Below are 25,192 nucleotides of genomic sequence, written 5' to 3'. Positions count from 1 at the left end.
GCCCCACTGTGAAACTCAGGGCGTTTTTATAGGCTGTACGTCATGGCCTAGTATTCCGGCGAATGGAATATCCGCATTTGCATAAAGAAATTGGATAGTAATTAAGTAGGGGTTCACATGCAGGGCACCAGAATTCATCTCATAGTAGGTGGGCTGCTGTTGGCTGCAGCCAACAGCAGCGTGCAGGCTGAAGCACTACAACCCGATCCTGCCTGGCAGCAGGGGGCACTGGCCAACGGGTTTTCATGGCAGATACTAGATACACCGCAGCGGCCGAGCGATCGGGTAGAACTGCGGTTGATGGTCAATACCGGCTCGCTGGTCGAGTCCTCGCAGCAGATCGGCTTTGCCCATCTGCTGCCGCGCCTGTCGTTAGCGCGCAGCGAAAGCTTTACGCCACCGCAGTTGCGTTCGCTGTGGCAACAGAGCGTGGACCCCGAGCGGCCTTTGCCGCCGGCCATCAGCTCTTATGATTTCACCCTGTATAATCTCAGTTTGCCGAATAACCGCCCAGATTTGCTGAAAGAAGCGCTGGCGTGGCTTTCCGACACCACCGGCAAACTGGCGATCGACGAACATACGGTGCATGCGGTAATAAATTCCAGCATCGATCCGGTGGGCACTTTCCCGCCGAATCCGAAAGATGCCTGGTGGCGATACCGCCTGAAAGGCTCGACGCTGTTGGCGCACGATCCGGCCCAGCCGCCGAAGCGACCGGTGAATGTCGATCAGCTGAAAAAATTCTACCAGCAGTGGTATACCCCGGACGCCATGACCCTGTATGTGGTGGGTAAGGTAGACAGCCGCAGCCTGGGCGAGCAAATCAACAAGGCCTTCTCGCCGCTGAAAGGCAAGCGTGAAACGCCGGCCACCATGCCGACGCTGACACCGCTGCCGCCGCAGCCGGTCAGCCTGATCAGCGAACAGGTCAAACAGGATACGTTGTCGATCATGTGGGATGCGCCCTGGCACCCGATCCGCGATTCGCAGAATTTGAGTCGCTACTGGCGCGGTGATATGGCCCGTGAGGCACTGTTCTGGCATCTCCAGCAGGTGCTGGAAAAGAGCGACCAGAAAAACCTGCATCTGGGCTTCGATTGCCGCGTGCAATACCAACGTGCCCAATGTGCGATTCATCTCGACACGCCGAATAACAACCTGAACAACAGCCTGGGCTTTATTGCCCGCGAGTTGGCAAACGTGCGCAATAATGGGTTGTCGCAGGACGAGTTTAACGCCTTGCTGGCGCAGAAAACCGATCAACTGAGCAAGTTGTTCGCGACCTATGCCCGCACCGATACCGACGTGCTGATGAGTCAACGTCTGCGTTCGCAGCAGAGCGGCGTTGTGGATATCGCCCCGGAGCAGTATCAGAAACTGCGTCAGGAGTTCTTGAGCGGATTGACGCTGGAAGCGCTGAATCAGGAGCTGAAACTTCAGCTTTCTCAGGATGCGACGCTGGTGTTGATGCAACCGAAGGGCGAGCCGGAGATGAGCATGAAGCAGTTACAGGAAACCTATAACGGCATTATGTCTCCGGCTCCGGCCGTGGTGTCGGAAGAGGTCAAACCGACCGATACTGCCCCTGCACCGGAAACCAGCGCACAGTAATGGCTGAGGGGGCGTTTGCCCCCTCACTCAGTTGCGGTACAGCACCTTGATGATGTGGTAGCCGAACTGGGTTTTTACCGGGCCGTAGGGTTTTAGCAGCGGAATGCTGAACACCGCTTTATCGAAGGCGGCCACCATGGTGCCCTTATTGAACTCGCCCAGCGAGCCACCGTTGCGCTTTGACGGGCAAGTGGAGTATTTGCGCGCCAGCGTGTCGAAGCTGACGCCGCGTTTAAGCTTGGCCAGCAGTTCGTCGGCCAGTTTTTCGTTATCTACCAAAATGTGCAGGGCGCACGCCGTCTTTGCCATGGTATTGCCTTTATCGATACAGAAATTGCGCTGATTATACCCGTTAAATCTCATCGGCGCTTTCTGCTACAATCCTCTTCCACGTTATAAATTCGAGCAATAAAGCGCCATGCGATTAAACCCCAGCCAACAACAAGCCGTCGAATTCGTTACCGGGCCCTGCCTGGTGCTGGCCGGTGCAGGTTCCGGCAAGACGCGCGTCATCACCAATAAAATTGCCCACCTGATCCATAACTGTGGCTATCAGGCGCGGCACATCGCCGCCGTGACCTTTACCAATAAGGCCGCGCGCGAGATGAAAGAGCGTGTGGCGCAAACCATGGGGCGCAAAGAGGCGCGCGGGCTGATGATTTCCACCTTCCACACCTTGGGGCTGGAAATCATCAAGCGTGAATACGCCGCGCTGGAGATGAAATCCAACTTCTCGCTGTTCGACGATCAGGACCAGCTGGCGCTGTTGAAAGAGCTGACCGAGAAATGGCTGGAGAATGACAAAACGCTGGTGGCGCAGCTGATTTCCACGATCTCCAATTGGAAGAATGATCTGGTCGATCCCAAAAAGGCGATGGAGCTGGCGCGCTCCGAACGCGACAAGCTGTTCGCGCATTGCTATGGCCTGTATCACGCGCATATGCGTGCCTGTAACGTTCTGGATTTCGACGATTTAATCCTGTTGCCGACCCTGCTGTTGCAGCGCAATGAAGAGGTGCGCGAACGTTGGCAGAACCGTATTCGTTACCTGTTGGTGGACGAATATCAGGACACCAACACCAGCCAATACGAGTTGGTTAAACTGTTGGTGGGTCACCGCGCACGTTTCACCGTGGTGGGCGATGACGACCAATCGATCTACTCCTGGCGCGGTGCACGCCCGCAAAACCTGGTGCTGTTGAAGGAAGATTTCCCGGCGCTGCAGGTGATCAAGCTGGAGCAGAACTACCGTTCGAGTGAGCGTATCCTGAAGGCGGCGAATATTCTGATCGCCAATAACCCACACGTGTTTGAAAAGCGGTTGTTTTCCGAACTGGGTTATGGCGAAGAGCTGAAGGTGGTGACCGCCAATAATGAGGATCATGAGGCCGAACGCGTGGTGGGGGAGCTGATCGCCCATCACTTCGTGAAGAAAACCAACTACGGCGATTACGCGATCCTCTACCGTGGTAACCATCAGTCGCGGCTGTTTGAAAAAATGCTGATGCAAAACCGCATCCCCTACAAAATTTCCGGCGGCACTTCGTTTTTCTCGCGACCGGAAATCAAGGATCTGCTGGCCTATCTGCGCGTCCTGACCAATCAGGATGATGACAGCGCCTTTCTGCGCATCGTCAATACGCCAAAACGCGAGATCGGCCCGGCGACGCTGCAAAAGCTGGGTGAATGGGCAAACCAACGTAACAAAAGCCTGTTCCGCGCCAGTTTTGATCTCGGATTGAGTCAGCACCTGACCGGCCGTGGGCTGGAGTCTTTACAGCGCTTCACCCACTGGCTGGATGGTATTGCCCAATTGGCAGAGCGCGAGCCGGTGGCCGCGGTACGCGACCTGATCCACGGCGTAGATTATGAAAGCTGGCTGTTTGAAACCTCTCCCAGCCCGAAAGCCGCTGAAATGCGGATGAAAAACGTCAACACATTGTTCGGTTGGATGACGGAAATGCTGGAAGGCAGTGAGCTGGATGAGCCGATGACGCTGACCCAGGTGGTCACTCGCTTCACCCTGCGCGACATGATGGAACGCGGTGAAAGCGATGAGGAGCTGGATCAGGTTCAGTTGATGACGCTGCACGCTTCCAAGGGGCTGGAGTTCCCCTATGTGTTCCTGGTGGGGATGGAAGAAGGTTTATTGCCGCATCAGAGCAGTATTGACGAAGATAACGTCGATGAAGAGCGACGTTTGGCCTACGTGGGGATCACTCGCGCCCAAAAAGAGCTGATTTTCACTCTGTGCCGCGAGCGTCGTCAGTATGGCGAGTTGGTGCGTCCGGAGCCGAGCCGTTTCTTGTTGGAACTACCGCAGGATGACCTGGCGTGGGAAAGCGAGCGCAAGGTGGTTAGCCCGCAGGAAAGGATGCAAAAAGGGCAGAGCCATCTGGCCAATATTCGTGCTCAGTTGGCCAAGGCCAAAGGCGGAAGCTAAAAGAAAGGGCGCGGTTAGCGCCCTCAGTCTGCTGACAAAGTCCTTTGTGGTTGAAAACACGATCTGTGGGCTAATAAAAACAAAGGATGATGTCTCTGGCTTATCCCAAACATCCGAAAATCCCATTTTTCGGGTGTTTGTCATAAAATTAAGGGCGCGGTTAGCGCCCTTGTCATATCAACGTTGTTCTTCCAGAATCAGCGGCCAGTGAACATAGCTTTGCCAATGACTTTCCTGTTCCAGCGCTTCCGCCCGTAACGGGTGCTGCTCCAGCCAACCTGGTGGCAGGATCACCGTCAACTCGTCATCATTATTGGCGCGCAAGCGCACCGCCGGCAGCGTGTCGTCGCGGCGACGGCTGGCAAAGATGATGGCCAGGCGCAAAATCCGGCATAAACGTTGCGCCATACGTGGCGGCAGGGCGTTTTGCTGGCTCAGCAGCGGCAGATCGAGGGGGTTACTCTGGTTTTGCAGCAGAGTGGCAAGCAGCTTTTTCTGTGCCGGAGTGAAACCGGGTAAATCCAGATGGCGAATCAGGTAGGCGGCGTGTTGCGGCGCCTGCTTGAAATCAACGCTGAGGCCGATTTCGTGGATCAGGCAGGCGTTGTGCAATAACTCGCGACATCGCGCATCCAGCTGCCATTCATTGCTCACCTGCTGCGAGAAATTGGCGGCCAGTTGGCTGACACGCTCGGCTTGCTCGGTATCCAACAGGTAGCGGCGTTGCAGGTTACGAATGGTGCGGCTGCGGATATCCTGTTCGACCGGCAGATGCAGCATGCCGTAAACCAGTCCTTCGCGTAGCGCTCCGCCGGCCAGCATCATGCTTTCAATGCCCAACTCCTGGAAAATGGCCAGCAGAATGGACAGCCCGCTTGGGAACACCAGGGCGCGTTCCAGCGTCAGCCCTTCTATTTCCAGCTCTTCCAGCTTGCCGCACTGAATGGCGCGCTGCTTCAATTGGCGTAGTTTGGACAGGGTAATACGTTCATCCATGCCCTGGGCTACCATGATTTCCTGCAGCGCCTGGACGGTGCCGGAAGCGCCGACGCAGATCTGCCAACCGTGCTGGCGCAGCTGCGGCGCGATGGGACGAACCATTTCACGCGCAGCCTGTTCGGCACGCTCGAAATTGTCCTGCCCCAAATTACGATCGGTGAAGAACCGTTCCAGCCAGGTGACGCAGCCCATCGACAGACTGTACAGCTGAGCGGCCTGCGCACCGGTGCCGGTGACCAGCTCCGTACTGCCGCCGCCGATATCGACCACCAAACGTTGGTCCGGGCCGCCAGTGGTATGGGCTACACCGTGGTAGATCAGCCGCGCTTCTTCCTCGCCGCTGATCACCTGGATCGGACAACCGAGAATTTGCTCGGCGGTCTGCAGGAATTCATCGGCATTGGACGCCAGACGCAGCGTGGCCGTGGCGACCACGCGGATTTGCTCGCGGGGAATGTCCTGCAGACGTTCGGCAAACAACTTCAGGCATTGCCATCCGCGTTGCATGGCCTCATGCGACAGGAGATTGTTCTGATCCAGCCCGGCCGCCAGACGCACTTTTCGCTTGATACGCGCCAGGGTCTGAATACTGCCGGCCACTTCGCGCACCACCAACATGTGGAAGCTGTTGGAGCCAAGATCGATAGCGGCATAAAGTGCGCTGGAACTGAGCATTGTCTATCAGCCTGAACGTTTACGGTTGTTGCGTGGCGCACCGCCACGACGTGGCGCTGAGTTACGACGTGGACCGTTGCCGCCGCGTGGGCGAGCCAGGCGTTTCGGCGCAGGCAGGTCAGTCAGTAACGCATCGCTGTTGTACTTGCTCACCGGAATGCTGTGGCCGGTGTAGGTTTCGATCGCCGGCAGGTTGAGCGCGTACTCTTCGCAGGCCAGGCTGATGGAATGACCGCTTTCGCCGGCACGGCCGGTACGACCGATACGGTGAACGTAGTCTTCACAGTCGTCAGGCAAGTCGTAGTTGAAGACGTGAGTCACTAACGGGATGTGCAGACCGCGGGCGGCGACGTCGGTGGCGACCAGAATATCGAGGTTACCCTTGGTGAAGTCGTCCAGAATGCGCAGGCGTTTTTTCTGCGCCACATCGCCGGTCAACAGGCCTACGCGGTGACCATCGGCAGCCAGATGGCCCCAGACGTCTTCACAGCGGTGCTTGGTGTTGGCGAAGATGATGCAGCGGTCCGGCCACTCTTCTTCGATCAACGTCTGTAACAGACGCATCTTTTCTTCGTTGGAAGGGTAGAACAGTTCTTCTTTAATGCGGTGGCCGGTTTTTTGTTCCGGTTCCACTTCAACATATTCGGCGTTGTTCATCTGCTCGAAAGCCAGCTCGCGTACGCGATAGGACAGGGTGGCAGAGAACAGCATGTTCAGGCGTTGATCGACCGCAGGCATGCGACGGAACAACCAGCGAATGTCTTTGATAAAGCCCAGATCGTACATACGGTCGGCTTCATCCAGCACCACAACCTGGATCGCGCCCAGATCGATATAGTTCTGTTTGGCGTAATCGATCAAACGACCGGTGGTACCGACCAGGATATCAACGCCGCTTTCCAGCACTTTCAGCTGTTTGTCGTAGCCATCGCCGCCATACGCCAGGCCAAGTTTCAGGCCGGTGGATTGGGACAGGGCTTCCGCGTCGGAGTGGATCTGTACCGCCAGTTCACGCGTTGGCGCCATGATCAAGGCGCGCGGCTGGTTGGTCTGGCGATCCTGTTTCGCCGGGTGAGAAAGCAAATAGTGAAAAGTAGACGCTAAAAATGCCAGCGTCTTTCCGGTACCGGTTTGCGCCTGACCTGCAACGTCACGCCCGGAGAGCGTGAGCGGCAATGCTAACGCCTGGATAGGCGTGCAATGTTGAAACCCTTTCTTTTCAAGGGCTTCAAGGACTAACGGGTGCAGGGCGAAGTCGGAAAACTTCTGTTCGGTCAAGTGTGTTTTGCTCATAGTGTGGTAGAATATCAGCTAACTATTGCTTTACGAAAGCGTATCCGGTGAAATAAAGTCACCTTAGGTTGGTTAATGCTACACCAACAAGGTAGACACAATCCTTTGGAGTAGAACATGAGCGATAAAATTATTCACCTGACTGACGGCAGCTTCGACACCGACGTGCTGAAAGCTGAAGGGCCAATCCTGGTCGATTTCTGGGCTGAATGGTGTGGACCGTGCAAGATGATTGCTCCGATTCTGGATGAGATTGCCGATGAGTTCGAAGGCAAGCTGACCATCACCAAGCTGAATATCGACCAAAACCCGGCAACCGCGCCTAAGTACGGTATCCGTGGTATCCCTACGCTGTTGCTGTTCAAGAACGGTGAAGTGGCCGCGACCAAGGTTGGTGCGCTGTCCAAAGGCCAGCTCAAAGATTTCCTTAACGCGAATCTGTAATCGGGCGGGATGCCCTATGCCCAAGGGCTCTGACACTGCGGTCAATAAAGCCGCGGAGTGAGAGACTGCGGGGGTATACAGGCGTCTAGCGGGGATGTTCAATTCACCGCTAGACGCCTGCCAAGAAGCGTGTTAAGTTTAACCATACTGCATATAGAACTTGCCCGAAGTTTTAAATCTAAAGAGTCTAAATCTAAAGCTTTACTCTGTGTTGAACCGCTGGCGTTGAAAGAAAAAATGAACTCAGCCCGTGTTTTGACAATCAAACGGTTTTGCAAAATCAATTTTAAGGTACCTTCGATCTTAAACCGTCAATGCGCGCGTCCTCTGTAAGCCATTTCTTACCGTGACGGCTCAGCGCCCGGTGATCGAACGTCCAGTAAACAGGCACGAATATCCACTGGATTTCAAAGTGTGGCCCGTCGGCAACCGAACGCATCTCCGCAGCTTAGTGCTGCAGGGTGAGCCAGGGAAGCCAAGGCAACCACCAGAATGACGAAAGAGATATCCCGCTGCCATACCATTCACGATATAAGTTCGAGACATACCCCGAGTTTAAGAACCCACCACTATGAATCTTACCGAATTAAAGAATACGCCGGTTTCTGAGCTGATTACTCTCGGCGAAAATATGGGGCTGGAAAACCTTGCCCGCATGCGCAAGCAGGACATTATCTTCTCTATCCTTAAGCAACATGCGAAAAGTGGAGAAGATATCTTCGGCGATGGCGTGTTGGAGATATTGCAGGATGGATTTGGTTTCCTCCGCTCTGGAGACAGTTCCTACCTTGCAGGCCCCGACGACATCTATGTATCCCCTAGCCAAATCCGCCGTTTTAACCTCCGTACAGGTGACTCCGTTTCCGGTAAGATTCGTCCGCCAAAAGAAGGCGAGCGCTACTTTGCCCTGTTGAAAGTTAACGAAGTTAACTACGACAAACCGGAAAACGCCCGCAGCAAGATCCTGTTCGAGAACTTAACCCCACTGCATGCCAACTCCCGTCTGCGGATGGAACGCGGTAACGGTTCAACCGAAGACCTGACGGCTCGCGTGCTGGATCTGGCTTCGCCGATTGGCCGTGGCCAGCGTGGTCTGATTGTTGCTCCGCCGAAAGCCGGTAAAACCATGCTGCTGCAGAACATCGCGCAAAGCATCGCTTACAACCACCCAGACTGCGTACTGATGGTCCTGCTGATCGACGAACGTCCGGAAGAAGTGACCGAGATGCAGCGTCTGGTGAAGGGCGAAGTGATCGCCTCTACCTTTGACGAGCCGGCTTCTCGCCACGTCCAGGTTGCAGAAATGGTGATTGAGAAGGCCAAGCGCCTGGTTGAGCATAAGAAAGACGTGATCATCCTGCTCGACTCCATCACCCGTCTGGCCCGTGCCTACAACACCGTAGTACCGGCTTCCGGTAAAGTGTTGACCGGTGGTGTGGATGCCAACGCCCTGCATCGTCCTAAGCGTTTCTTCGGCGCGGCTCGTAACGTTGAGGAAGGCGGCAGCCTGACCATCATCGCGACCGCACTGGTTGATACCGGGTCGAAAATGGATGAGGTTATCTACGAAGAATTTAAAGGTACCGGCAACATGGAATTGCATCTGGCGCGTAAAATCGCCGAGAAGCGCGTATTCCCTGCGATCGACTACAACCGTTCCGGTACCCGTAAAGAAGAATTGCTCACCACGTCTGAAGAACTGCAGAAAATGTGGATCCTGCGTAAAATCATTCACCCAATGGGTGAAATTGACGCAATGGAATTCCTCATTAACAAGTTGGCGATGACCAAGACCAATGATGAATTCTTCGATATGATGAAGCGCTCATAAATGACGATGCGCTCATAATTGAGTAAAAAATTCAGAGAACGCCACGCCTAGTCGTGGCGTTTTTTGCTTTTGGCAGATACGATAAGTAACAGAAATGGAAACGTAAGTTATTTTCGTGGCTTACTGAGAATTCATCTTATTTGCGGCCGGCGCTTCGTCGTTCGCGCATGGCTACTGTTTAAACGGCAGACAGAAGCGTGAAATAAGAATGAATGGCTGTTGTCATAGGAAATGACTGAAAGGTAGCGGGACCTCATGGCGCAACCTGTCGCCCGTGTTAAGCTGCCTTATCTTCTACAGAGATCTTGTTAACTGTGAACTTACTCACTATGAGTACTGAAATTCTATTTGTTTTCCTGTTTTCCTTGGCTTTTCTCTTTGTTGCTCGCAAAGCAGCAAAACGTATTGGTCTGGTTGATAAACCTAATTACCGCAAACGCCATCAGGGATTGATCCCACTTGTCGGCGGTATTTCTGTTTACGCCGGGCTGTGCTTTGCCTTCCTGATCTCTGACCAAACGATTGCCCATGGAAAACTATACCTCGCTTGTGCGGGGGTATTAGTGTTCGTCGGTGCTCTTGACGATCGTTTCGACATCAGCGTTAAGATTCGTGCGCTGGTTCAGGCATTGGTCGGCGTTGCGATGATGGTTTTCGCCGGGCTTTACCTGCGCAGTTTTGGTCATGTGCTGGGCGATTGGGAAATGCAGCTGGGGCCGTTCGGCTATCTGGTCACGCTGTTTGCCGTTTGGGCGGCAATCAACGCCTTTAACATGGTGGACGGCATCGACGGTCTGCTGGGCGGGCTTTCGTGCGTTTCTTTCGGTGCGCTGGGCGTGTTGTTGTACCTGAGCGGTCACTCAGATTTGGCCTTCTGGTGCTTCGCGATGATTGCCGCCATCGTTCCTTATATCCTGCTTAACCTCGGCATTCTTGGCCGGCGTTACAAGGTGTTTATGGGGGATGCCGGCAGCACGCTGATCGGTTTTACCGCCATTTGGCTACTGTTGCAAAGTTCACAAGGCAAAGCCCATTCCATTAATCCGGTAACTGCCCTGTGGATTATCGCTATTCCACTGATGGACATGATTGCGATCATGTACCGTCGTTTACGCAAAGGGATGAGCCCTTTCTCCCCAGACCGCCAACATATTCACCATCTGATTATGCGCGCAGGCTTTACGCCGCGGCAGGCTTTCGTGCTGATTACTCTGGCGGCGGCGCTGCTGGCGGCGATTGGCGTACTCGGCGAACGTCTTACTTTTATCCCTGAATGGGTGATGTTGGCATTATTCTTGCTTGCCTTCTTCTTGTACGGTTACTGCATTAAGCGCGCCTGGCGTGTTGCACGTTACATTAAGCGTATCAAGCGGCGCCTGCGGCGTTCGACCGACAATAAGCAAGAATCCTAACCAGAGGCTTTTGGGCAGTGATGAATCCAGAAACAACGTCTGACAAGACTATCCCGCCAGTGGATAACGAACTCGATATCCGCGGCCTGTGCTGTACCCTGTGGCGCGGTAAGCCATGGATTATCGGTATTGCGGCGCTATTTGCCGTGGTTGCATTGACGGTTTCCTACCTGGTGAAACAGGAGTGGAGTGCGGCGGCGATTACCGATCGGCCAACGGTGAATGCGTTGGGGGGGTATTATTCCCAGCAACAATTCCTGCGTAATCTGGATGTGCGTACTCTGCCGGCTGCAGTTTCCGAACAGCCGGGCATTGCTGACGAAGCCTATAATGAATTTATTATGCAGTTGGCAGCCTATGACACGCGCCGTGACTTCTGGCTGCAGAGCGATTATTACAAACAACGGCAGGAAGGCGATGCAGCTGCCGATGCGGCCTTGCTCGATGAACTGATTAACAACATTCAGTTCACGCCGCGCGATGATAAAAAAGCGCCGAACGACGGTGTGAAGCTGACGGCGGAAACGGCGGTAGATGCCAACCGCTTGCTGCGTCAGTATGTGGCGTTTGCCAGCCACCGTGCGGCTCAACATTTGAACGAAGAGATCCAGGGCGCCTGGGCGGCTCGAACCACCTCGATGAAAGCGCAGGTCAAGCGTCAGGAAGCGGTGGCGGAGGCGGTGTATAAGCGCGAGCTTAACACCATCCAACAGGCGTTAAAAATTGCCGAGACGCAGGGGATCAGCCGGACTCAGACCGATACGCCGGCAGAACAGTTGCCAGACTCCGATTTGTTCCTGCTGGGTAAACCTATGCTGCAGGCGCGTCTGGAAGGGTTACAGGCTTCGGGACCCACTTTCGATCTGGATTATGATCAAAATCGTGCGATGCTGGCGACCTTGAACGTAGGCCCAACGCTGGACGAGAAATTTCAGACTTACCGCTATTTGCGGACCCCGGAAGAACCGGTAAAACGTGACAGTCCGCGACGGATATTCTGGTTGATCATGTGGGGCGCAATGGGCGCTTTGGTTGGCGCAGGTGTTGCCCTGGTGCGTCGGCCGCGTAATTAAAAATAATATAATAATTCGCTGATGGGCGCGTATGCGCCCAATTCGCAGGTACGCCTGCGGCTAACCGACAATAAGAGATTCGCTGTGAAAGTGTTGACTGTTTTCGGCACCAGACCTGAAGCCATAAAAATGGCACCGCTGGTACATGCCCTGGCTCAGGATGAAGCCTTTGAATCAAGAGTCTGCGTGACGGCACAGCATCGTGAGATGTTGGATCAGGTATTGAGGTTATTTGAGATTGTGCCTGATTACGATCTGAACATTATGAAGCCGGGCCAGGGATTGAGTGAGATCACCTGCCGTATTCTCGAAGGCCTGAAAGGCGTTCTTGAAGAGTTCAAACCGGATGTGGTGTTGGTTCACGGTGATACCACCACCACGCTGGCGACCAGTTTGGCGGCGTTTTATCAGCGTATCCCGGTTGGGCATGTAGAGGCGGGTCTGCGTACCGGCGACCTTTACTCCCCGTGGCCGGAAGAGGCCAACCGCAAGCTGACCGGTCATCTGGCCATGTACCATTTTGCCCCGACGGAAAACTCGCGGCAGAACCTGTTGCGCGAACTGTTGCCGGATGATCATATCTTCGTCACGGGCAACACGGTGATCGACGCGTTGTTCTGGGTACGCGATCGGGTGATGGGGGATGCCGTATTACATGACAGCCTGGCACAACGCTACCCGTTCCTGGACGCCGACAAAAAGTTGATCCTGGTGACGGGCCATCGACGTGAAAGTTTTGGCGGTGGGTTTGAGCGAATCTGCAGTGCGCTGGCAGAAATTGCCCGTACTCATCCAGAGGTGCAGGTGGTCTATCCGGTGCACCTCAATCCCAACGTCAGCGAGCCCGTCAACCGCATTCTGAAAGGGATTGATAATATCATCCTGATCGACCCGCAGGATTACTTGCCCTTTGTGTATCTGATGGCTAACGCTTATATGATCCTGACCGACTCTGGCGGCATTCAGGAAGAAGCGCCGTCATTGGGGAAACCGGTGTTGGTGATGCGTGACACCACCGAGCGACCGGAAGCGGTAGATTCGGGCACGGTACGTCTGGTGGGGACCGACGTGACCAAAATTGTTGATGCGGTTAACCGGTTGCTGACGGATGAAAATGAATATCATGCCATGAGCCGGGCGCATAACCCTTACGGTGACGGGCATGCCTGCCAGCGTATTCTGGAAGCTTTGAAGAATCATCAGGTGACACTATGAGTTTTAACACTATTTCGGTTATCGGCCTGGGTTACATCGGTCTGCCAACGGCGGCGGCGTTTGCCTCCCGCAAGAAGAAAGTGGTGGGCGTAGATGTTAACCAACATGCGGTGGATACCATTAATCGCGGCGCGATCCATATCGTTGAACCCGATCTGGATAAAGTGGTGAAAGACGCGGTCGACGGCGGCTATCTGCAAGCGGTGACCAAACCCCTGGCCGCAGATGCTTTCCTGATCGCGGTACCGACGCCGTTTAAAGGTGACCATGAGCCGGACCTGGCGTATGTCGAAGCCGCGGCCAAATCACTGGCACCCGTGCTGAAAAAAGGCGATCTGGTGATCCTGGAGTCCACCTCACCGGTGGGCGCCACTGAGCAGATGGCGCAGTGGCTGGCCGAGGCACGTAGCGATCTCAGCTTCCCGCAGCAGGCCGGTGAGGCCGCCGACGTGAACATTGCTTACTGTCCGGAGCGCGTGCTGCCGGGGCAGGTGATGGTTGAGCTGATTCAGAACGACCGCGTGATTGGCGGCATGACGCCAAAATGCTCGGACCGTGCCAGCGCGCTGTACAAAATTTTCCTCGAGGGCGAGTGTGTGATCACCAATTCACGCACCGCTGAGATGTGCAAACTGACCGAAAACAGCTTCCGCGATGTGAATATCGCCTTTGCCAATGAGCTGTCGTTGATTTGCGCCGATCAGGGCATCAATGTTTGGGAGCTGATCCGCCTGGCGAATCGCCATCCACGGGTCAATATTCTGCAGCCTGGCCCTGGCGTCGGTGGTCACTGCATTGCGGTCGATCCCTGGTTTATCGTTTCGCAGAATCCGCAACAGGCGCGTTTGATTCATACCGCGCGTCTGGTGAATGACGGAAAACCACTGTGGGTGGTTGATCGTGTGAAAGCGGCGGTTGCCGACTGTCTGGCGGCCACTGACAAGCGCGCATCGGAAGTGAAAATTGCCTGCTTCGGCCTGGCCTTCAAGCCGAATATCGACGATTTGCGCGAAAGCCCGGCGGTGGAAGTGGCGCATTTGATTGCCGATTGGCACGTTGGCGAAACCCTGGTGGTAGAGCCAAACGTTGAGCAACTGCCGAAATCGCTGGCCGGCCATGTGACGCTGAAAGCGATGGCCGATGCGCTGCAGCAGGCGGATGTGCTCGTGATGCTGGTCGATCATAAGCAATTCAAGGCGATAAAGCCGGAAGAGATCACGCAATCCTGGGTAGTCGATACCAAAGGAGTATGGCGTTGAAACGTATTTTAGTTACCGGTGGGGCCGGTTTCATCGGCTCCGCAGTAGTCAGGCATATTATTGACGCCACGCAGGACCGCGTGGTGGTGGTGGATAAACTGACTTATGCAGGTAACCTGGAATCGCTTGCGGTGATTGCCGATAGCGAACGCTATGCGTTTGAACAGGTGGATATCTGCGATCGTGCAGCGCTGGATCGGGTGTTTGCCCAGTATCAGCCGGATGTGATCATGCACCTGGCGGCGGAAAGCCACGTCGACCGTTCGATCGATGGCCCGGCAGCCTTTATTGAAACCAACGTGGTGGGCACCTACACCATGCTGGAGGCGGCCCGTCATTACTGGCAGCCGCTGGATGCGGAGAAGAAGCAGAGCTTCCGTTTCCACCACATTTCCACCGACGAAGTGTATGGCGACCTGCACGGAACGGACGATCTGTTCACCGAAACCACGCCTTACTCGCCAAGCAGCCCGTATTCAGCCTCCAAGGCTTCCAGCGATCACCTGGTCCGCGCCTGGCTGCGTACCTACGGTTTGCCGACCTTGGTCACCAACTGCTCCAATAACTACGGCCCGTATCACTTCCCGGAGAAACTGATCCCGCTGGTGATCCTCAATGCCGTTGCCGGTAAACCTTTGCCGGTATATGGCAATGGTGCACAGGTGCGTGACTGGTTGTATGTTGAAGACCATGCGCGTGCGTTGTACCAGGTGGTTACTGAAGGTGTGGTGGGTGAAACCTACAATATCGGCGGCCACAACGAGCGCAAAAATATCGAAGTCGTGCAGACCATTTGCGATCTGCTGGAAGAACTGGCACCGAACAAACCTCAGGGCGTGGAGAAATACCGCGATCTGATCACCTACGTCAAGGATCGCCCAGGCCATGATATGCGCTATGCGATCGATGCCGGGAAAATTGACCGGGAGCTGGGCTGGCGCCCGCAAGAAACCTTTGAAAGCGGCATTCGCAAAACGGTTTCCTGGTACCTGAACAATGAAACCTGGTGGCGTCGCGTTCAGGATGGTTCCTATGCGGGTGAGCGTTTAGGTTTATCCGACTAAATCTAACCCGGGTTGCCTGAGTGGCAGCCCTGTGGATTCTGGAGTGAGTATGAAAGGTATTATTCTGGCGGGTGGTTCCGGTACTCGTTTGCATCCCATTACTCGTGGCGTATCCAAGCAGTTGCTCCCGATCTACGATAAGCCGATGATTTACTATCCGCTGTCAGTGCTGATGCTGGCGGGGATCCGTGACATCCTGATTATTTCCACACCGGAAGATCTTCCTTCATTTAGACGCCTGTTGGGCAGCGGCGAAGAGTTCGGTATTAATCTCAGCTATGCCGAGCAGCCGAGTCCCGATGGTTTGGCGCAGGCGTTCCTGATCGGTGAAGAATTTCTGGCCGGCGAACCGAGCTGTTTGGTGTTAGGTGACAATATTTACTTCGGTCAAGGGTTCAGCCCGAAATTGAAAACGGTCGCTGCGCGCACGCAAGGGGCTACCGTGTTCGGCTACCAGGTGATGGATCCCGAACGTTTTGGCGTGGTGGAGTTTGACGATAATTTCCGCGCTTTATCGATTGAAGAAAAGCCTGCCGTACCTAAGTCCAATTGGGCGGTTACCGGCCTGTATTTTTATGACAGTCAGGTGGTGGAGTTTGCCAAACAGGTTAAACCTTCATCACGCGGCGAACTGGAAATTACCAGTATTAATCAGATGTATCTGGAACGTGGTGAACTGACCGTTGAACTGCTGGGCCGCGGTTTCGCCTGGCTGGATACCGGGACTCATGACAGCCTGCTGGAAGCCAGCAGCTTCGTGCAGACGGTGGAAAAACGTCAGGGTTTTAAAATTGCCTGTCTGGAAGAGATCGCCTGGCGCAATGGTTGGTTGGATGACGATGGCGTGAAACGCGCCGCACAGGCGTTGGTCAAAACCGGTTACGGCAAGTACCTGTTGGATTTATTGCATGCGCGTCCACGCCAATATTGAACCTTTAGCCTGGGAAACTGAGTTTTTCGCCCTTAACAGCGCAAAACTCAACTTTTCCACGGCAGCCCCGGTACTTACCGAGGCCGATTTGGCCGCCTATGCCTTGGTGCAGGCCAAAATTCCGGCGCATCAAACCGCTTGGGCAGATGGATTGTCTGGTCTGGGTTTCCAACTGGTCGAGGCTGAAGTCGATCTGGTGCTGAATATTGGCACGGAATGTGCATCGTCGCAAAGTGCGCCGCCGCTGGCGATTCGCCCTGCAGTACCGGCTGATATTCCGGCCCTGCGTGCGGCGGCAGCCAGCGTGTTCACCGCCAGCCGTTTCCGTGCCCCTTGGTACGATGCCCAAGACAGTGGGCGCTTCTATGCCGCCTGGATCGAGAAAGCGGTATTGGGAACCTTTGACCACCAGTGCCTGCTGGCGTTGGATGAGGCCGGGCAGCCGGAGGGGTTTGTCAGCCTGCGCGATATCGGCAGCCAAGAGGCGCGAATCGGCTTGCTGGCGGCATTCCCCGGCGCGTCAGGCAAAGGGATTGGCGCGCGCTTGATGGCGGCGGCCATTACAGAGTGCCGACAAGGTTCCCAGCAGCGCCTGCGGGTGGCGACCCAGCTCGGCAATTTAGCCGCATTACGGCTCTATCAACGACAGGGTGCTGTTATTGAAAGCACCTCGTATTGGTTATACAGAGGAAAACATGATCCCATTTAACGCTCCACCGGTTGTTGGCACTGAACTTGACTATATGCAGGCTGCGATGGACAGTGGCAAGCTGTGCGGAGATGGTGGTTTTACTCGCCGTTGCCAACAGTGGATGGAACAGCGGTTTGGCTGCCCGAAGGTGCTGTTGACGCCGTCCTGTACCGCCTCATTGGAGATGGCGGCGATCCTGCTGGATATCCAGCCGGGCGATGAAGTGATCATGCCGAGTTTTACCTTTGTTTCAACCGCTAACGCCTTTGTGCTGCGTGGCGCCACCGTGGTGTTTGTCGATCTGCGTCCGGACACCATGAACATCGATGAAAGCAAAATCGAAGCGGCTATCACCGATAAGACCAAAGTCATCGTACCGGTGCATTACGCCGGTGTGGCGTGCGAGATGGATACCATCATGGCGCTGGCGAAAAAATATGACCTGTACGTGGTGGAAGATGCCGCGCAGGGTGTGATGGCCACCTACAAGGGCAAAGCGCTCGGGACTATCGGCCATATTGGTTGCTTTAGCTTCCATGAAACCAAAAACTACACCGCAGGCGGTGAGGGCGGCGCCACGCTGATCAACGATTCGACGCTGATTGACCGGGCGGAAATCATTCGTGAGAAAGGCACCAACCGCAGCCAGTTCTTCCGTGGACAGGTGGACAAATACACCTGGCGCGATATTGGTTCCAGCTATCTGATGTCAGATCTGCAGGCTGCCTATCTGTGGGGCCAACTGGAAGCCGCCGAACGTATCAACCAACGCCGTCTGGCGCTGTGGCAGAAGTATTACGACAGTTTCCTGCCATTGGCGAAGGCCGGACGTATCACGCTGCCGACCATTCCGGCAGACTGCGTACACAATGCGCACATGTTCTATATCAAGCTGCGTGACGTTGAAGACCGCACGGCATTTATCGATTATATGAAAGAAGCCGAAATCATGGCGGTGTTCCATTATATCCCGCTGCACGACTGCCCAGCGGGCGATCGTTTTGGCCGTTTTGCCGGTGAAGACCGCTTCACCAGCCAGGAAAGCGCCCGTCTGGTACGCCTGCCGTTGTTCTACAATATGTCAGATGTCACTCAGCGTACGGTGATCAATACCATTCTTAGCTTCTGCGCCTGATATGTCGCTGGCAAAAGCATCGATTTGGACCGCCGGTTCCACGCTGATCAAAATTGGCGTGGGGCTGTTGGTGGTGAAACTGCTGGCGGTGGCGTTTGGCCCCAGCGGGGTTGGGCAAGCGGGTAACTTCCGCCAGTTGATTACCGTGCTGGGCGTACTGTCCGGTGCCGGGATTTTTAACGGCATCACCAAATACGTTGCCGAATATCATCAGGATCCACAGCGGCTGCGGCTGGCTGTCGGCACGGCGTCAAGCATCGTGCTGGGCTTCTCCACGCTGTTGGCGCTGGTGTTTCTGTTCGCGGCGGAGCCTATCAGCATCGGGCTGTTCGGCCATGCGGACTATGTCGGCGTGGTGCGGGCGGTGGCGTTTATTCAGATGGGTATTGCCTATGCCAACCTGTTTATGGCGGTGCTGAAAGGCTACCGTGATGCGATGGGCAATGCACTGGCGGTGATTGGCGGCAGCCTGATTGGCGTGGTGGCCTACTACCTGTGCTTTAAGCTGGGCGGCTATGAAGGCGCGCTGGCGGGGTTGGCGCTGGTGCCGGCACTGGTGGTGCTGCCTGCCGGTTTTATGCTGTGGCGGCGCAAAACCTTGCCGCTGCGTTATCTGGCGCTGGCCTGGGACAAAGCGTTGGCTAGCCATCTCGGCAAGTTCACCATTATGGCGTTGATCACTTCAGTGACGCTGCCGGTGGCCTATGTGATGATGCGTAACCTGCTGGCCAGCCATTACAGTTGGGATGAGGTGGGGATTTGGCAGGGCGTCAGCAGTATTTCCGACGCTTACCTGCAGTTTATCACCGCCTCGTTTACCGTCTATCTGTTGCCCACGCTGTCGCGGTTGAAGGAAAAAAGCGCCATCTCGCAGGAGATTGTGCGCTCGCTGAAATTTGTGCTGCCCGCGGTGGCGGCGGCGAGTTTCACGGTCTGGTTGCTGCGCGATTTCGCCATCTGGTTGCTGTTCACGGACAAGTTCGTCGCGATGCGCGATCTGTTTGCCTGGCAACTGGTGGGGGATGTCCTGAAGGTTGGCGCTTATGTGTTCGGCTACCTGGTCATCGCCAAGGCGTCGCTGCGTTTTTATATCCTGACCGAAGTCAGTCAGTTCCTGTTGTTAACGCTGTTCTCGCATTGGTTGATACCCTTGCACGGCGCGCTGGGAGCGGCACAGGCCTACATGGCAACCTACATCGTGTATTTCACGCTCTGTAGCTGCGTATTTATTCTTTATCGTAGACGAGTATGACCACACTGATTCACGTACTGGGATCTGATATCCCGCATCACAATCAGACGGTGCTGCGTTTCTTCAACGATGTGTTGGCGAAACGCCTGCCGTCCGAACAGACGTGTCATTTTATGGTAGCCGCCAAAGACGCTGCGGCGTTAGGGCCGTTCCCCGAGCTGAACATTGTATGCCATCCGGACAAGAAAAGCCTGGCGATGGCGGTCATTGCCCGTGCTCAGGCCGATCGCAATCAGCGTTTCTTCCTGCACGGTCAGTTTAACCCCACGCTGTGGCTGGCGTTACTGAGCGGTAAAATCAAGGCCCACCAGGTGAGCTGGCATATCTGGGGCGCTGACCTGTACGAAGATGCGACCAGCTGGAAATTCCGCCTGTTCTATATCCTGCGTCGTATTGCGCAGGGCAGAGTCGGGCACGTGTTTGCTACCCGCGGCGATGTGATCCACTACCAGCAGCGCCATGTGCGCGTGCCGGCCTCTCTGCTGTATTTCCCGACACGGATGGACCCGGCGTTAACCGGTATTGAGGTAGAGAAAAACCTGGCCGGGCCGATGACCATTCTGGTGGGGAACTCCGGCGATCGCACCAACCGCCACGTTGAGGCGCTGCAAGCGATTCATCAGCAGTTTGGTGCGGAGGTTCGCGTGATCCTGCCGATGGGCTATCCGGCCAATAACGACGCTTATATTGAACAGGTGCGCGCCGCCGGCTTGGCGTTGTTCAGCGCCAAGAACCTGCAGGTGCTGACGCAGCAGGTGGCGTTCGACGATTACCTGAATATTCTGCGCGAGTGCGATCTCGGTTACTTTATTTTTAACCGCCAGCAGGGCATAGGTACGCTGTGTCTGCTGATCCAGTTTGGCGTCCCGTTCGTGTTGAGCCGGCAGAACCCGTTCTGGCAGGATCTGGCGGAACAGCATCTGCCGGTGCTGTTCTACGGCGATTCGCTGGATGAGGCGGTAGTGCGCGAAGCACAGCGGCAACTGGCGTCAGTCGATAAGCAGGCTATTGCCTTCTTTAACCCCAACTATGTTGATGGCTGGCAACAGGCATTAACCCTGGCGGCAGGGGACAAGTCATGACGCTGGCGCAATTTGGCGGGTTGTTCGTCGTCTATCTGGTGAGCGTGCTGTTTATTCTTACGCTGGCTTACCAGGAGTTTCGGCGTGTCCGCTTTAATTTCAACGTTTTCTTTACGCTACTGTATCTGCTGACTTTTTACTTCGGTTTCCCGCTGACCTGCCTGCTGGCGTTTCAGTTTGACGTTGAGGTGGTGCCGGCAGAATTCCTGCTGTATGCCATCCTCTCCGCCACCGCGTTTTATGCGATTTATTACGTCAGCTATAAAACCCGGCTACGCAAACGCAGCGTGCAGCCGCGTAAACCGGTATTCACCATGAACCGGGTGGAAACCCATCTGACCTGGCTTTTGCTGGCGCTGGTCGCGATCGGCACCGTGGGCATTTTCTTCATGCAAAACGGTTTCTTGCTGTTCAAGCTCAACTCTTACAGCCAGATTTTCTCCAGTGACGTCTCCGGCGTTGCGCTCAAGCGGTTCTTCTATTTCTTCATCCCGGCGATGCTGGTGGTGTATTTCCTGAAGCAAGATTTGCGCGCCTGGTTCTTTTTCCTGGCGGCGACGGTGGCGTTTGGCCTCCTGACCTACGTGATTGTCGGCGGTACCCGCGCCAATATCATTATTGCTTTCTCGTTGTTTCTGTTTATCGGCATCGTGCGCGGCTGGATCTCGCTGTGGATGCTGGTGGCTGCCGGCGTGTTCGGCATCGTCGGCATGTTCTGGCTGGCGTTGAAGCGCTACAGTCTGGACGTCAGCGGTCCCGAAGCGTTTTATACTTTCCTTTACCTGACGCGCGATACCTTCTCGCCGTGGGAAAACCTGGCGTTGTTGCTGCAAAACTACGACAAGATTGATTTCCAGGGCCTGGCACCGATAGTGCGTGATTTCTACGTGTTCATTCCGGCCTGGCTGTGGCCGGGACGACCGGATGCGGTGCTCAATACCGCCAACTATTTCACCTGGGAAGTGTTGAATAACCATTCCGGTCTGGCTATCTCGCCGACGCTGATCGGCTCGCTGGTGGTGATGGGCGGTGCGCTGTTTATTCCGGTTGGCGCCATAGTGGTTGGCATGATCATCAAGTGGTTTGATTGGCTGTATGAGATGGGCAAAAGCGAACCTAACCGCTATAAAGCCGCGATATTGCAGAGTTTCTGTTTTGGCGCGGTATTCAACATCATCGTGTTGGCGCGGGAAGGGGTGGATTCGTTTGTCTCGCGGGTGGTGTTCTTCTGCCTTATTTTTGGTGCCTGTTTGCTGGTGGCGAAATTGCTGTACTGGCTGTTTGACACTGCCGGGTTGATTAAGGCACGGGTGTTGCGTACGCGTACGCTGTCATCATCCGTGCGGGCCGATGGCCTTCTGTAAGGATAATAATAACGATGGAAGCAAAAATTTCGGTTCCTCAATACGTGCTGCGCGGTTTCAGCCTGTGGGGATTTCGCGATATGGCGCAATGCCTGGATTTTCTGTTTGACGGTGGCCGGGTAAAACAGGGCACGCTGGTCGCGATGAACGCCGAAAAGATATTGAAAGCGGAAGACGACACGGCGTTGCACGCCTTGCTGGATGAAGCGGAATACAAGTATGCCGACGGGATCAGCATGGTGCGCTCGATCCGTCGTAAATACCCGGGGGCGGAAGTATCACGCGTTGCGGGTGCCGACCTGTGGGAAGCGCTGATGCAGCGTGCCGGGAGTGAGGGTACGCCGGTATTCCTGATTGGCGGCAAGCCGTCGGTACTGGCGGAAACCGAGCAGAAGCTGCGCAGCCAGTGGAATGTGAACCTGGTAGGCAGCCAGGATGGCTATTTCAAGCCTGAACAGCGGGACGCATTGTTTGAACGCATCCGCGCCAGCGGTGCCGCCATAGTGACGGTTGCCATGGGGTCGCCGAAACAGGAAATCCTGATGCGTGACTGCCGTAAAGTGCATCCCCAGGCGCTGTATATGGGCGTAGGCGGTACCTACGACGTGTTCACGGGCCACGTGAAGCGTGCACCCAGGATCTGGCAGCATCTCGGTCTGGAGTGGCTCTATCGTTTGCTAAGCCAACCGAGCCGCCTTGGCCGCCAACTGAAGCTGCTGAAGTTTGTCGGCTACTACTATCGCGGCAAGATGTAACGACGACGTTGGGGCGGATTATTCCGCCCTGATGCAATACGTTGTTCAAATAACCTGCTTTATGGCCGATTAACCCGCATCCCTATAACCTCAGCCCCTAAACTCCCTCGTTTTTATTCCATAAAGTTTTAATTTGCGGTTTGCTTATAGCGGCAAAATGCGAAACGATACCGTCCGGAAATTATCCCCCGCAGTTGGCGCCCGCGTGATAGCGCTGAACGACGCTTTTCTCGCCGTAAGACCGTCCCATCACAAGCTGATGTCCGCCAGAGCGGCGGGAGAGGATTTACGCTATTTTTCATTAAAACAATAACGACCGGTAACGGCCGGCATGCAAACATAATCAAAAAATATCATTGAGGATTTATGGCACACAAAGAGAAACCGCAAGGACTACACCGGGGGCTGGAAGCCCGGCACATCGAGCTGATTGCTCTGGGGGGGACCATCGGGGTCGGCCTGTTTATGGGCTCGGCCAGCACGCTGAAATGGGCGGGGCCGTCAGTGTTGTTGGCTTATATCATCGCCGGTCTGTTCGTGTTCTTTATCATGCGCTCGATGGGCGAAATGCTGTTCCTTGAACCGGTCGCGGGCTCCTTTGCCGTTTATGCCCATAAATACATGAGTCCGTATTTTGGCTACCTGACCGCCTGGGGCTATTGGTTTATGTGGATTGCCGTAGGTATCTCGGAAATCACCGCCGTCGGGGTCTACGTACAGTTTTGGTTCCCGGAAATCCCGCAGTGGATACCGGCGTTGATCGCCGTGGCGATGGTGGCGTTGGCCAACCTGGCGGCGGTGCGCCTTTACGGTGAGCTGGAGTTCTGGTTCGCCATGATCAAGGTCACTACCATCATTGTGATGATTCTGGTGGGGCTGGGGGTGATCTTCTTTGGCTTCGGTAACGGTGGCCAGCCCATAGGCTTCGCCAACCTGACCGAACACGGCGGTTTCTTTGCCGGTGGCTGGAAGGGCTTCCTGTTTGCGCTCTGCATTGTCGTGGCGTCCTATCAGGGCGTTGAGCTGGTCGGCATTACCGCCGGCGAGGCCAAGAACCCACAGGTGACATTGAAGCGTGCGATTAACAATATCCTGTGGCGCATCCTGATTTTCTACGTTGGCGCTATTTTTGTCATTGTCACTATTTTCCCCTGGAACGGTATTGGCACCGCAGGCAGCCCCTTTGTGCTGACCTTTGCCAAAATCGGCATCGTCGCTGCCGCCGGTATCATTAACTTTGTGGTGCTGACCGCGGCGCTTTCAGGCTGTAACAGCGGGATGTACAGCGGTGGCCGTATGCTGTATGCGCTGGCCAAGAACCGTCAGTTACCTGCATCGCTGACCAAGCTGTCCGCCAATGGCGTGCCGGTGAACTGTATCGCCGTGACCATCGCCTGTCTGCTGGTCGGTTCCGGGTTGAACTATCTCATTCCCAATCCGCAGGCGGTGTTCGTCTATGTCTACAGTGCCAGCGTGCTGCCGGGCATGGTGCCGTGGTTTGTGGTGCTGATTAGCCAACTGTATTTCCGTCGTGCTCATAAAGAAGCGATTAAAACCCACGGCTTTAAGTCGATTATGTTCCCGTATGTGAACTATCTGACCATTGCTTTCCTGGTCTGCGTGCTGATCGGCATGGGAATTAACCCGGATACGCGTATTTCTCTGCTGGTCGGGGCGATTTTCTTAGCGGCAGTCAGCCTGTGCTACTTTGTTTTCGGCATGCACAAGAAACATCATCCGGCTGAAAAACGGACAGAAACACAGCAATAACCGGTGAAAAGGGGCTGCGGATAGCGCTTTCCTGTGCAGGAGTGAGCAAAGCGTAATCAAACACAACATTTCTGCGAAAAAGCACTAGACAGGATTGGGTTAAAACCGTAGTATCCCCTCCCGCAACGGCGCTATGCGCCCGTAGCTCAGCTGGATAGAGCGCTGCCCTCCGGAGGCAGAGGTCTCAGGTTCGAATCCTGTCGGGCGCACCATTAAGTTTGTGTGCAAGAGCTGCGGTGGTAGTATTACCGCGTGAAGTCGTTAAGAAGTAATGGTGGCTATAGCTCAGTTGGTAGAGCCCTGGATTGTGATTCCAGTTGTCGTGGGTTCGAGTCCCATTAGCCACCCCACTTCCTAAGAGAAGTGAAGAATTTTAAGCTGTTTTGTGACTGTGCGAAGGTGGCGGAATTGGTAGACGCGCTAGCTTCAGGTGTTAGTGTTCTTACGGACGTGAGGGTTCAAGTCCCTCTCTTCGCACCACACAAAATGTCTAATAAATTTAATATTTACATAGACATAAGCGATAAAATTTAGTAGTATCTGCAACAAGAAATCGGCGAGTAGCGCAGCTTGGTAGCGCAACTGGTTTGGGACCAGTGGGTCGGAGGTTCGAATCCTCTCTCGCCGACCACATTCAAAAAAACCCGCTTTTAGCGGGTTTTTTTACATCTGTAGTTTATAGGATGAGACCTCCGAAGGAGGTTTGAGCCGAGCGCAGCGAGACAACGTTGCTTTGGCAACGGCCCGCAGGGCAGCATCGCAGATGCTAGTCATCCTCTCTCGCCGACCACTTTCAGAAAAGCCCGTTCAGTCATGTGAACTGCACCCCAAAAGTTGGACACCCAACTGAATAAGGTGCAGTTTTTTATGGCAAAACCAAAATACTCCCTCGA

The 25,192-nt window shown here is 55.0% G+C and carries 20 protein-coding genes, 4 tRNA genes and 1 other RNA gene; 22 read left to right on the top strand and 3 right to left on the bottom strand.

What is annotated here, in order from left to right:
• Window positions 1–117: 117 nt before the first annotated feature.
• Window positions 118–1,611: a M16 family metallopeptidase gene (locus ACGS9J_RS22655; RefSeq protein WP_442232975.1), complete on the top strand. Its 1,494-nt coding sequence runs from the start codon at window positions 118–120 to the stop codon at window positions 1,609–1,611.
• Window positions 1,612–1,638: 27 nt separating this feature from the next.
• On the opposite strand, the gene ppiC is transcribed toward ACGS9J_RS22655, so the two are convergent.
• Complete coding sequence (ppiC, locus tag ACGS9J_RS22650; protein WP_037422904.1) at window positions 1,639–1,920, bottom strand: peptidylprolyl isomerase PpiC; 282 nt, start codon at window positions 1,918–1,920, stop codon at window positions 1,639–1,641.
• Between the two features lie 109 nt (window positions 1,921–2,029).
• Here ppiC and rep point away from each other — a divergent pair, with 109 nt between their 5' ends.
• Window positions 2,030–4,054, top strand: a complete 2,025-nt coding sequence (gene rep / locus ACGS9J_RS22645; protein ID WP_442232974.1) for a DNA helicase Rep — start codon at window positions 2,030–2,032, stop codon at window positions 4,052–4,054.
• A 177-nt stretch (window positions 4,055–4,231) separates the two neighbouring features.
• Here rep and ppx read toward each other — a convergent pair whose 3' ends face one another.
• Window positions 4,232–5,728 carry an exopolyphosphatase gene (gene ppx, locus ACGS9J_RS22640; protein ID WP_442232973.1) on the bottom strand — a complete coding sequence of 499 codons (1,497 nt, stop codon included), beginning with the start codon at window positions 5,726–5,728 and terminating at the stop codon, window positions 4,232–4,234.
• 6 nt (window positions 5,729–5,734) lie between these two features.
• Window positions 5,735–7,021 (bottom strand): ATP-dependent RNA helicase RhlB, encoded by a 1,287-nt coding sequence (gene rhlB, locus ACGS9J_RS22635; protein WP_020824747.1) that lies wholly within the window; start codon window positions 7,019–7,021, stop codon window positions 5,735–5,737.
• Window positions 7,022–7,138: 117 nt separating this feature from the next.
• Between rhlB and trxA the strand changes: the two genes are divergently transcribed.
• From trxA to ACGS9J_RS22535, 20 genes are all read left to right on the top strand, one after another.
• Window positions 7,139–7,465, top strand: a complete 327-nt coding sequence (gene trxA, locus ACGS9J_RS22630; RefSeq protein ID WP_037422813.1) for a thioredoxin TrxA — start codon at window positions 7,139–7,141, stop codon at window positions 7,463–7,465.
• Window positions 7,466–8,036: 571 nt separating this feature from the next.
• Window positions 8,037–9,296 (top strand): transcription termination factor Rho, encoded by a 1,260-nt coding sequence (gene rho / locus ACGS9J_RS22625; RefSeq protein WP_004950874.1) that lies wholly within the window; start codon window positions 8,037–8,039, stop codon window positions 9,294–9,296.
• A gap of 314 nt (window positions 9,297–9,610) precedes the next feature.
• Window positions 9,611–10,708, top strand: a complete 1,098-nt coding sequence (wecA, locus tag ACGS9J_RS22620) for a UDP-N-acetylglucosamine--undecaprenyl-phosphate N-acetylglucosaminephosphotransferase (protein ID WP_442232972.1) — start codon at window positions 9,611–9,613, stop codon at window positions 10,706–10,708.
• A gap of 20 nt (window positions 10,709–10,728) precedes the next feature.
• Window positions 10,729–11,781, top strand: coding sequence for an ECA polysaccharide chain length modulation protein (wzzE, locus tag ACGS9J_RS22615; protein ID WP_442232971.1), 1,053 nt, complete (start codon window positions 10,729–10,731; stop codon window positions 11,779–11,781).
• 84 nt (window positions 11,782–11,865) lie between these two features.
• Complete coding sequence (gene wecB / locus ACGS9J_RS22610) at window positions 11,866–12,996, top strand: non-hydrolyzing UDP-N-acetylglucosamine 2-epimerase (RefSeq protein WP_442232970.1); 1,131 nt, start codon at window positions 11,866–11,868, stop codon at window positions 12,994–12,996.
• On the top strand, window positions 12,993–14,255 hold the full coding sequence (gene wecC, locus ACGS9J_RS22605) for a UDP-N-acetyl-D-mannosamine dehydrogenase (RefSeq protein ID WP_442232969.1): 1,263 nt from the start codon (window positions 12,993–12,995) through the stop codon (window positions 14,253–14,255). Before wecB ends, wecC begins: the two co-directional genes overlap by 4 nt.
• On the top strand, window positions 14,246–15,319 hold the full coding sequence (gene rffG, locus ACGS9J_RS22600; RefSeq protein ID WP_442232968.1) for a dTDP-glucose 4,6-dehydratase: 1,074 nt from the start codon (window positions 14,246–14,248) through the stop codon (window positions 15,317–15,319). The genes wecC and rffG overlap by 10 nt, the downstream gene beginning before the upstream one ends.
• Window positions 15,320–15,368: 49 nt before the next feature.
• Window positions 15,369–16,250, top strand: a complete 882-nt coding sequence (rfbA, locus tag ACGS9J_RS22595) for a glucose-1-phosphate thymidylyltransferase RfbA (protein WP_442232967.1) — start codon at window positions 15,369–15,371, stop codon at window positions 16,248–16,250.
• On the top strand, window positions 16,228–16,959 hold the full coding sequence (gene rffC / locus ACGS9J_RS22590) for a dTDP-4-amino-4,6-dideoxy-D-galactose acyltransferase (RefSeq protein WP_442232966.1): 732 nt from the start codon (window positions 16,228–16,230) through the stop codon (window positions 16,957–16,959). Before rfbA ends, rffC begins: the two co-directional genes overlap by 23 nt.
• Window positions 16,946–18,076, top strand: a complete 1,131-nt coding sequence (rffA, locus tag ACGS9J_RS22585; RefSeq protein WP_442232965.1) for a dTDP-4-amino-4,6-dideoxygalactose transaminase — start codon at window positions 16,946–16,948, stop codon at window positions 18,074–18,076. Before rffC ends, rffA begins: the two co-directional genes overlap by 14 nt.
• Before the next feature lies 1 nt (window position 18,077).
• Window positions 18,078–19,328, top strand: a complete 1,251-nt coding sequence (wzxE, locus tag ACGS9J_RS22580; RefSeq protein ID WP_442232964.1) for a lipid III flippase WzxE — start codon at window positions 18,078–18,080, stop codon at window positions 19,326–19,328.
• Window positions 19,325–20,410, top strand: coding sequence for a TDP-N-acetylfucosamine:lipid II N-acetylfucosaminyltransferase (locus ACGS9J_RS22575; protein WP_442232963.1), 1,086 nt, complete (start codon window positions 19,325–19,327; stop codon window positions 20,408–20,410). Before wzxE ends, ACGS9J_RS22575 begins: the two co-directional genes overlap by 4 nt.
• Window positions 20,407–21,774 carry an ECA oligosaccharide polymerase gene (wzyE, locus tag ACGS9J_RS22570; RefSeq protein WP_442232962.1) on the top strand — a complete coding sequence of 456 codons (1,368 nt, stop codon included), beginning with the start codon at window positions 20,407–20,409 and terminating at the stop codon, window positions 21,772–21,774. The genes ACGS9J_RS22575 and wzyE overlap by 4 nt, the downstream gene beginning before the upstream one ends.
• A 14-nt stretch (window positions 21,775–21,788) precedes the next feature.
• Complete coding sequence (wecG, locus tag ACGS9J_RS22565) at window positions 21,789–22,529, top strand: lipopolysaccharide N-acetylmannosaminouronosyltransferase (RefSeq protein ID WP_442232961.1); 741 nt, start codon at window positions 21,789–21,791, stop codon at window positions 22,527–22,529.
• Window positions 22,530–22,895: 366 nt separating this feature from the next.
• Window positions 22,896–24,299, top strand: coding sequence for a bifunctional threonine/serine APC transporter ThrP (gene thrP, locus ACGS9J_RS22560; protein ID WP_442232960.1), 1,404 nt, complete (start codon window positions 22,896–22,898; stop codon window positions 24,297–24,299).
• 135 nt (window positions 24,300–24,434) lie between these two features.
• Window positions 24,435–24,511: transfer RNA gene (locus tag ACGS9J_RS22555), tRNA-Arg, on the top strand.
• Between the two features lie 62 nt (window positions 24,512–24,573).
• Window positions 24,574–24,649 (top strand) — tRNA-His (locus ACGS9J_RS22550).
• Between the two features lie 43 nt (window positions 24,650–24,692).
• Window positions 24,693–24,779, top strand: a tRNA-Leu gene (locus ACGS9J_RS22545).
• Window positions 24,780–24,853: 74 nt separating this feature from the next.
• Window positions 24,854–24,930, top strand: a tRNA-Pro gene (locus ACGS9J_RS22540).
• A 31-nt stretch (window positions 24,931–24,961) separates the two neighbouring features.
• Window positions 24,962–25,089: non-coding RNA, RtT sRNA (locus ACGS9J_RS22535), on the top strand.
• Window positions 25,090–25,192 lie beyond the last annotated feature (103 nt).

Source organism: Serratia quinivorans (assembly GCF_052113645.1).
Taxonomy (GTDB): Bacteria; Pseudomonadota; Gammaproteobacteria; order Enterobacterales; family Enterobacteriaceae; genus Serratia; species Serratia quinivorans_B.
This window is presented reverse-complemented; position numbering and strand designations above follow the sequence as displayed.

Excerpts from the sequence above, each read along its gene's own strand:
- ACGS9J_RS22655 (WP_442232975.1), top strand. The coding sequence starts at position 118 with ATGCAGGGCACCAGAATTCATCTCATAGTAGGTGGGCTGCTGTTGGCT.
- ppiC (WP_037422904.1), bottom strand. The coding sequence starts at position 1,920 with ATGGCAAAGACGGCGTGCGCCCTGCACATTTTGGTAGATAACGAAAAA.
- rep (WP_442232974.1), top strand. The coding sequence starts at position 2,030 with ATGCGATTAAACCCCAGCCAACAACAAGCCGTCGAATTCGTTACCGGG.
- ppx (WP_442232973.1), bottom strand. The coding sequence starts at position 5,728 with ATGCTCAGTTCCAGCGCACTTTATGCCGCTATCGATCTTGGCTCCAAC.
- rhlB (WP_020824747.1), bottom strand. The coding sequence starts at position 7,021 with ATGAGCAAAACACACTTGACCGAACAGAAGTTTTCCGACTTCGCCCTG.
- trxA (WP_037422813.1), top strand. The coding sequence starts at position 7,139 with ATGAGCGATAAAATTATTCACCTGACTGACGGCAGCTTCGACACCGAC.
- rho (WP_004950874.1), top strand. The coding sequence starts at position 8,037 with ATGAATCTTACCGAATTAAAGAATACGCCGGTTTCTGAGCTGATTACT.
- wzzE (WP_442232971.1), top strand. The coding sequence starts at position 10,729 with ATGAATCCAGAAACAACGTCTGACAAGACTATCCCGCCAGTGGATAAC.
- wecC (WP_442232969.1), top strand. The coding sequence starts at position 12,993 with ATGAGTTTTAACACTATTTCGGTTATCGGCCTGGGTTACATCGGTCTG.
- rffG (WP_442232968.1), top strand. The coding sequence starts at position 14,246 with ATGGCGTTGAAACGTATTTTAGTTACCGGTGGGGCCGGTTTCATCGGC.
- rfbA (WP_442232967.1), top strand. The coding sequence starts at position 15,369 with ATGAAAGGTATTATTCTGGCGGGTGGTTCCGGTACTCGTTTGCATCCC.
- rffC (WP_442232966.1), top strand. The coding sequence starts at position 16,228 with ATGCGCGTCCACGCCAATATTGAACCTTTAGCCTGGGAAACTGAGTTT.
- rffA (WP_442232965.1), top strand. The coding sequence starts at position 16,946 with ATGATCCCATTTAACGCTCCACCGGTTGTTGGCACTGAACTTGACTAT.
- wzxE (WP_442232964.1), top strand. The coding sequence starts at position 18,078 with ATGTCGCTGGCAAAAGCATCGATTTGGACCGCCGGTTCCACGCTGATC.
- ACGS9J_RS22575 (WP_442232963.1), top strand. The coding sequence starts at position 19,325 with ATGACCACACTGATTCACGTACTGGGATCTGATATCCCGCATCACAAT.
- wzyE (WP_442232962.1), top strand. The coding sequence starts at position 20,407 with ATGACGCTGGCGCAATTTGGCGGGTTGTTCGTCGTCTATCTGGTGAGC.
- wecG (WP_442232961.1), top strand. The coding sequence starts at position 21,789 with ATGGAAGCAAAAATTTCGGTTCCTCAATACGTGCTGCGCGGTTTCAGC.
- thrP (WP_442232960.1), top strand. The coding sequence starts at position 22,896 with ATGGCACACAAAGAGAAACCGCAAGGACTACACCGGGGGCTGGAAGCC.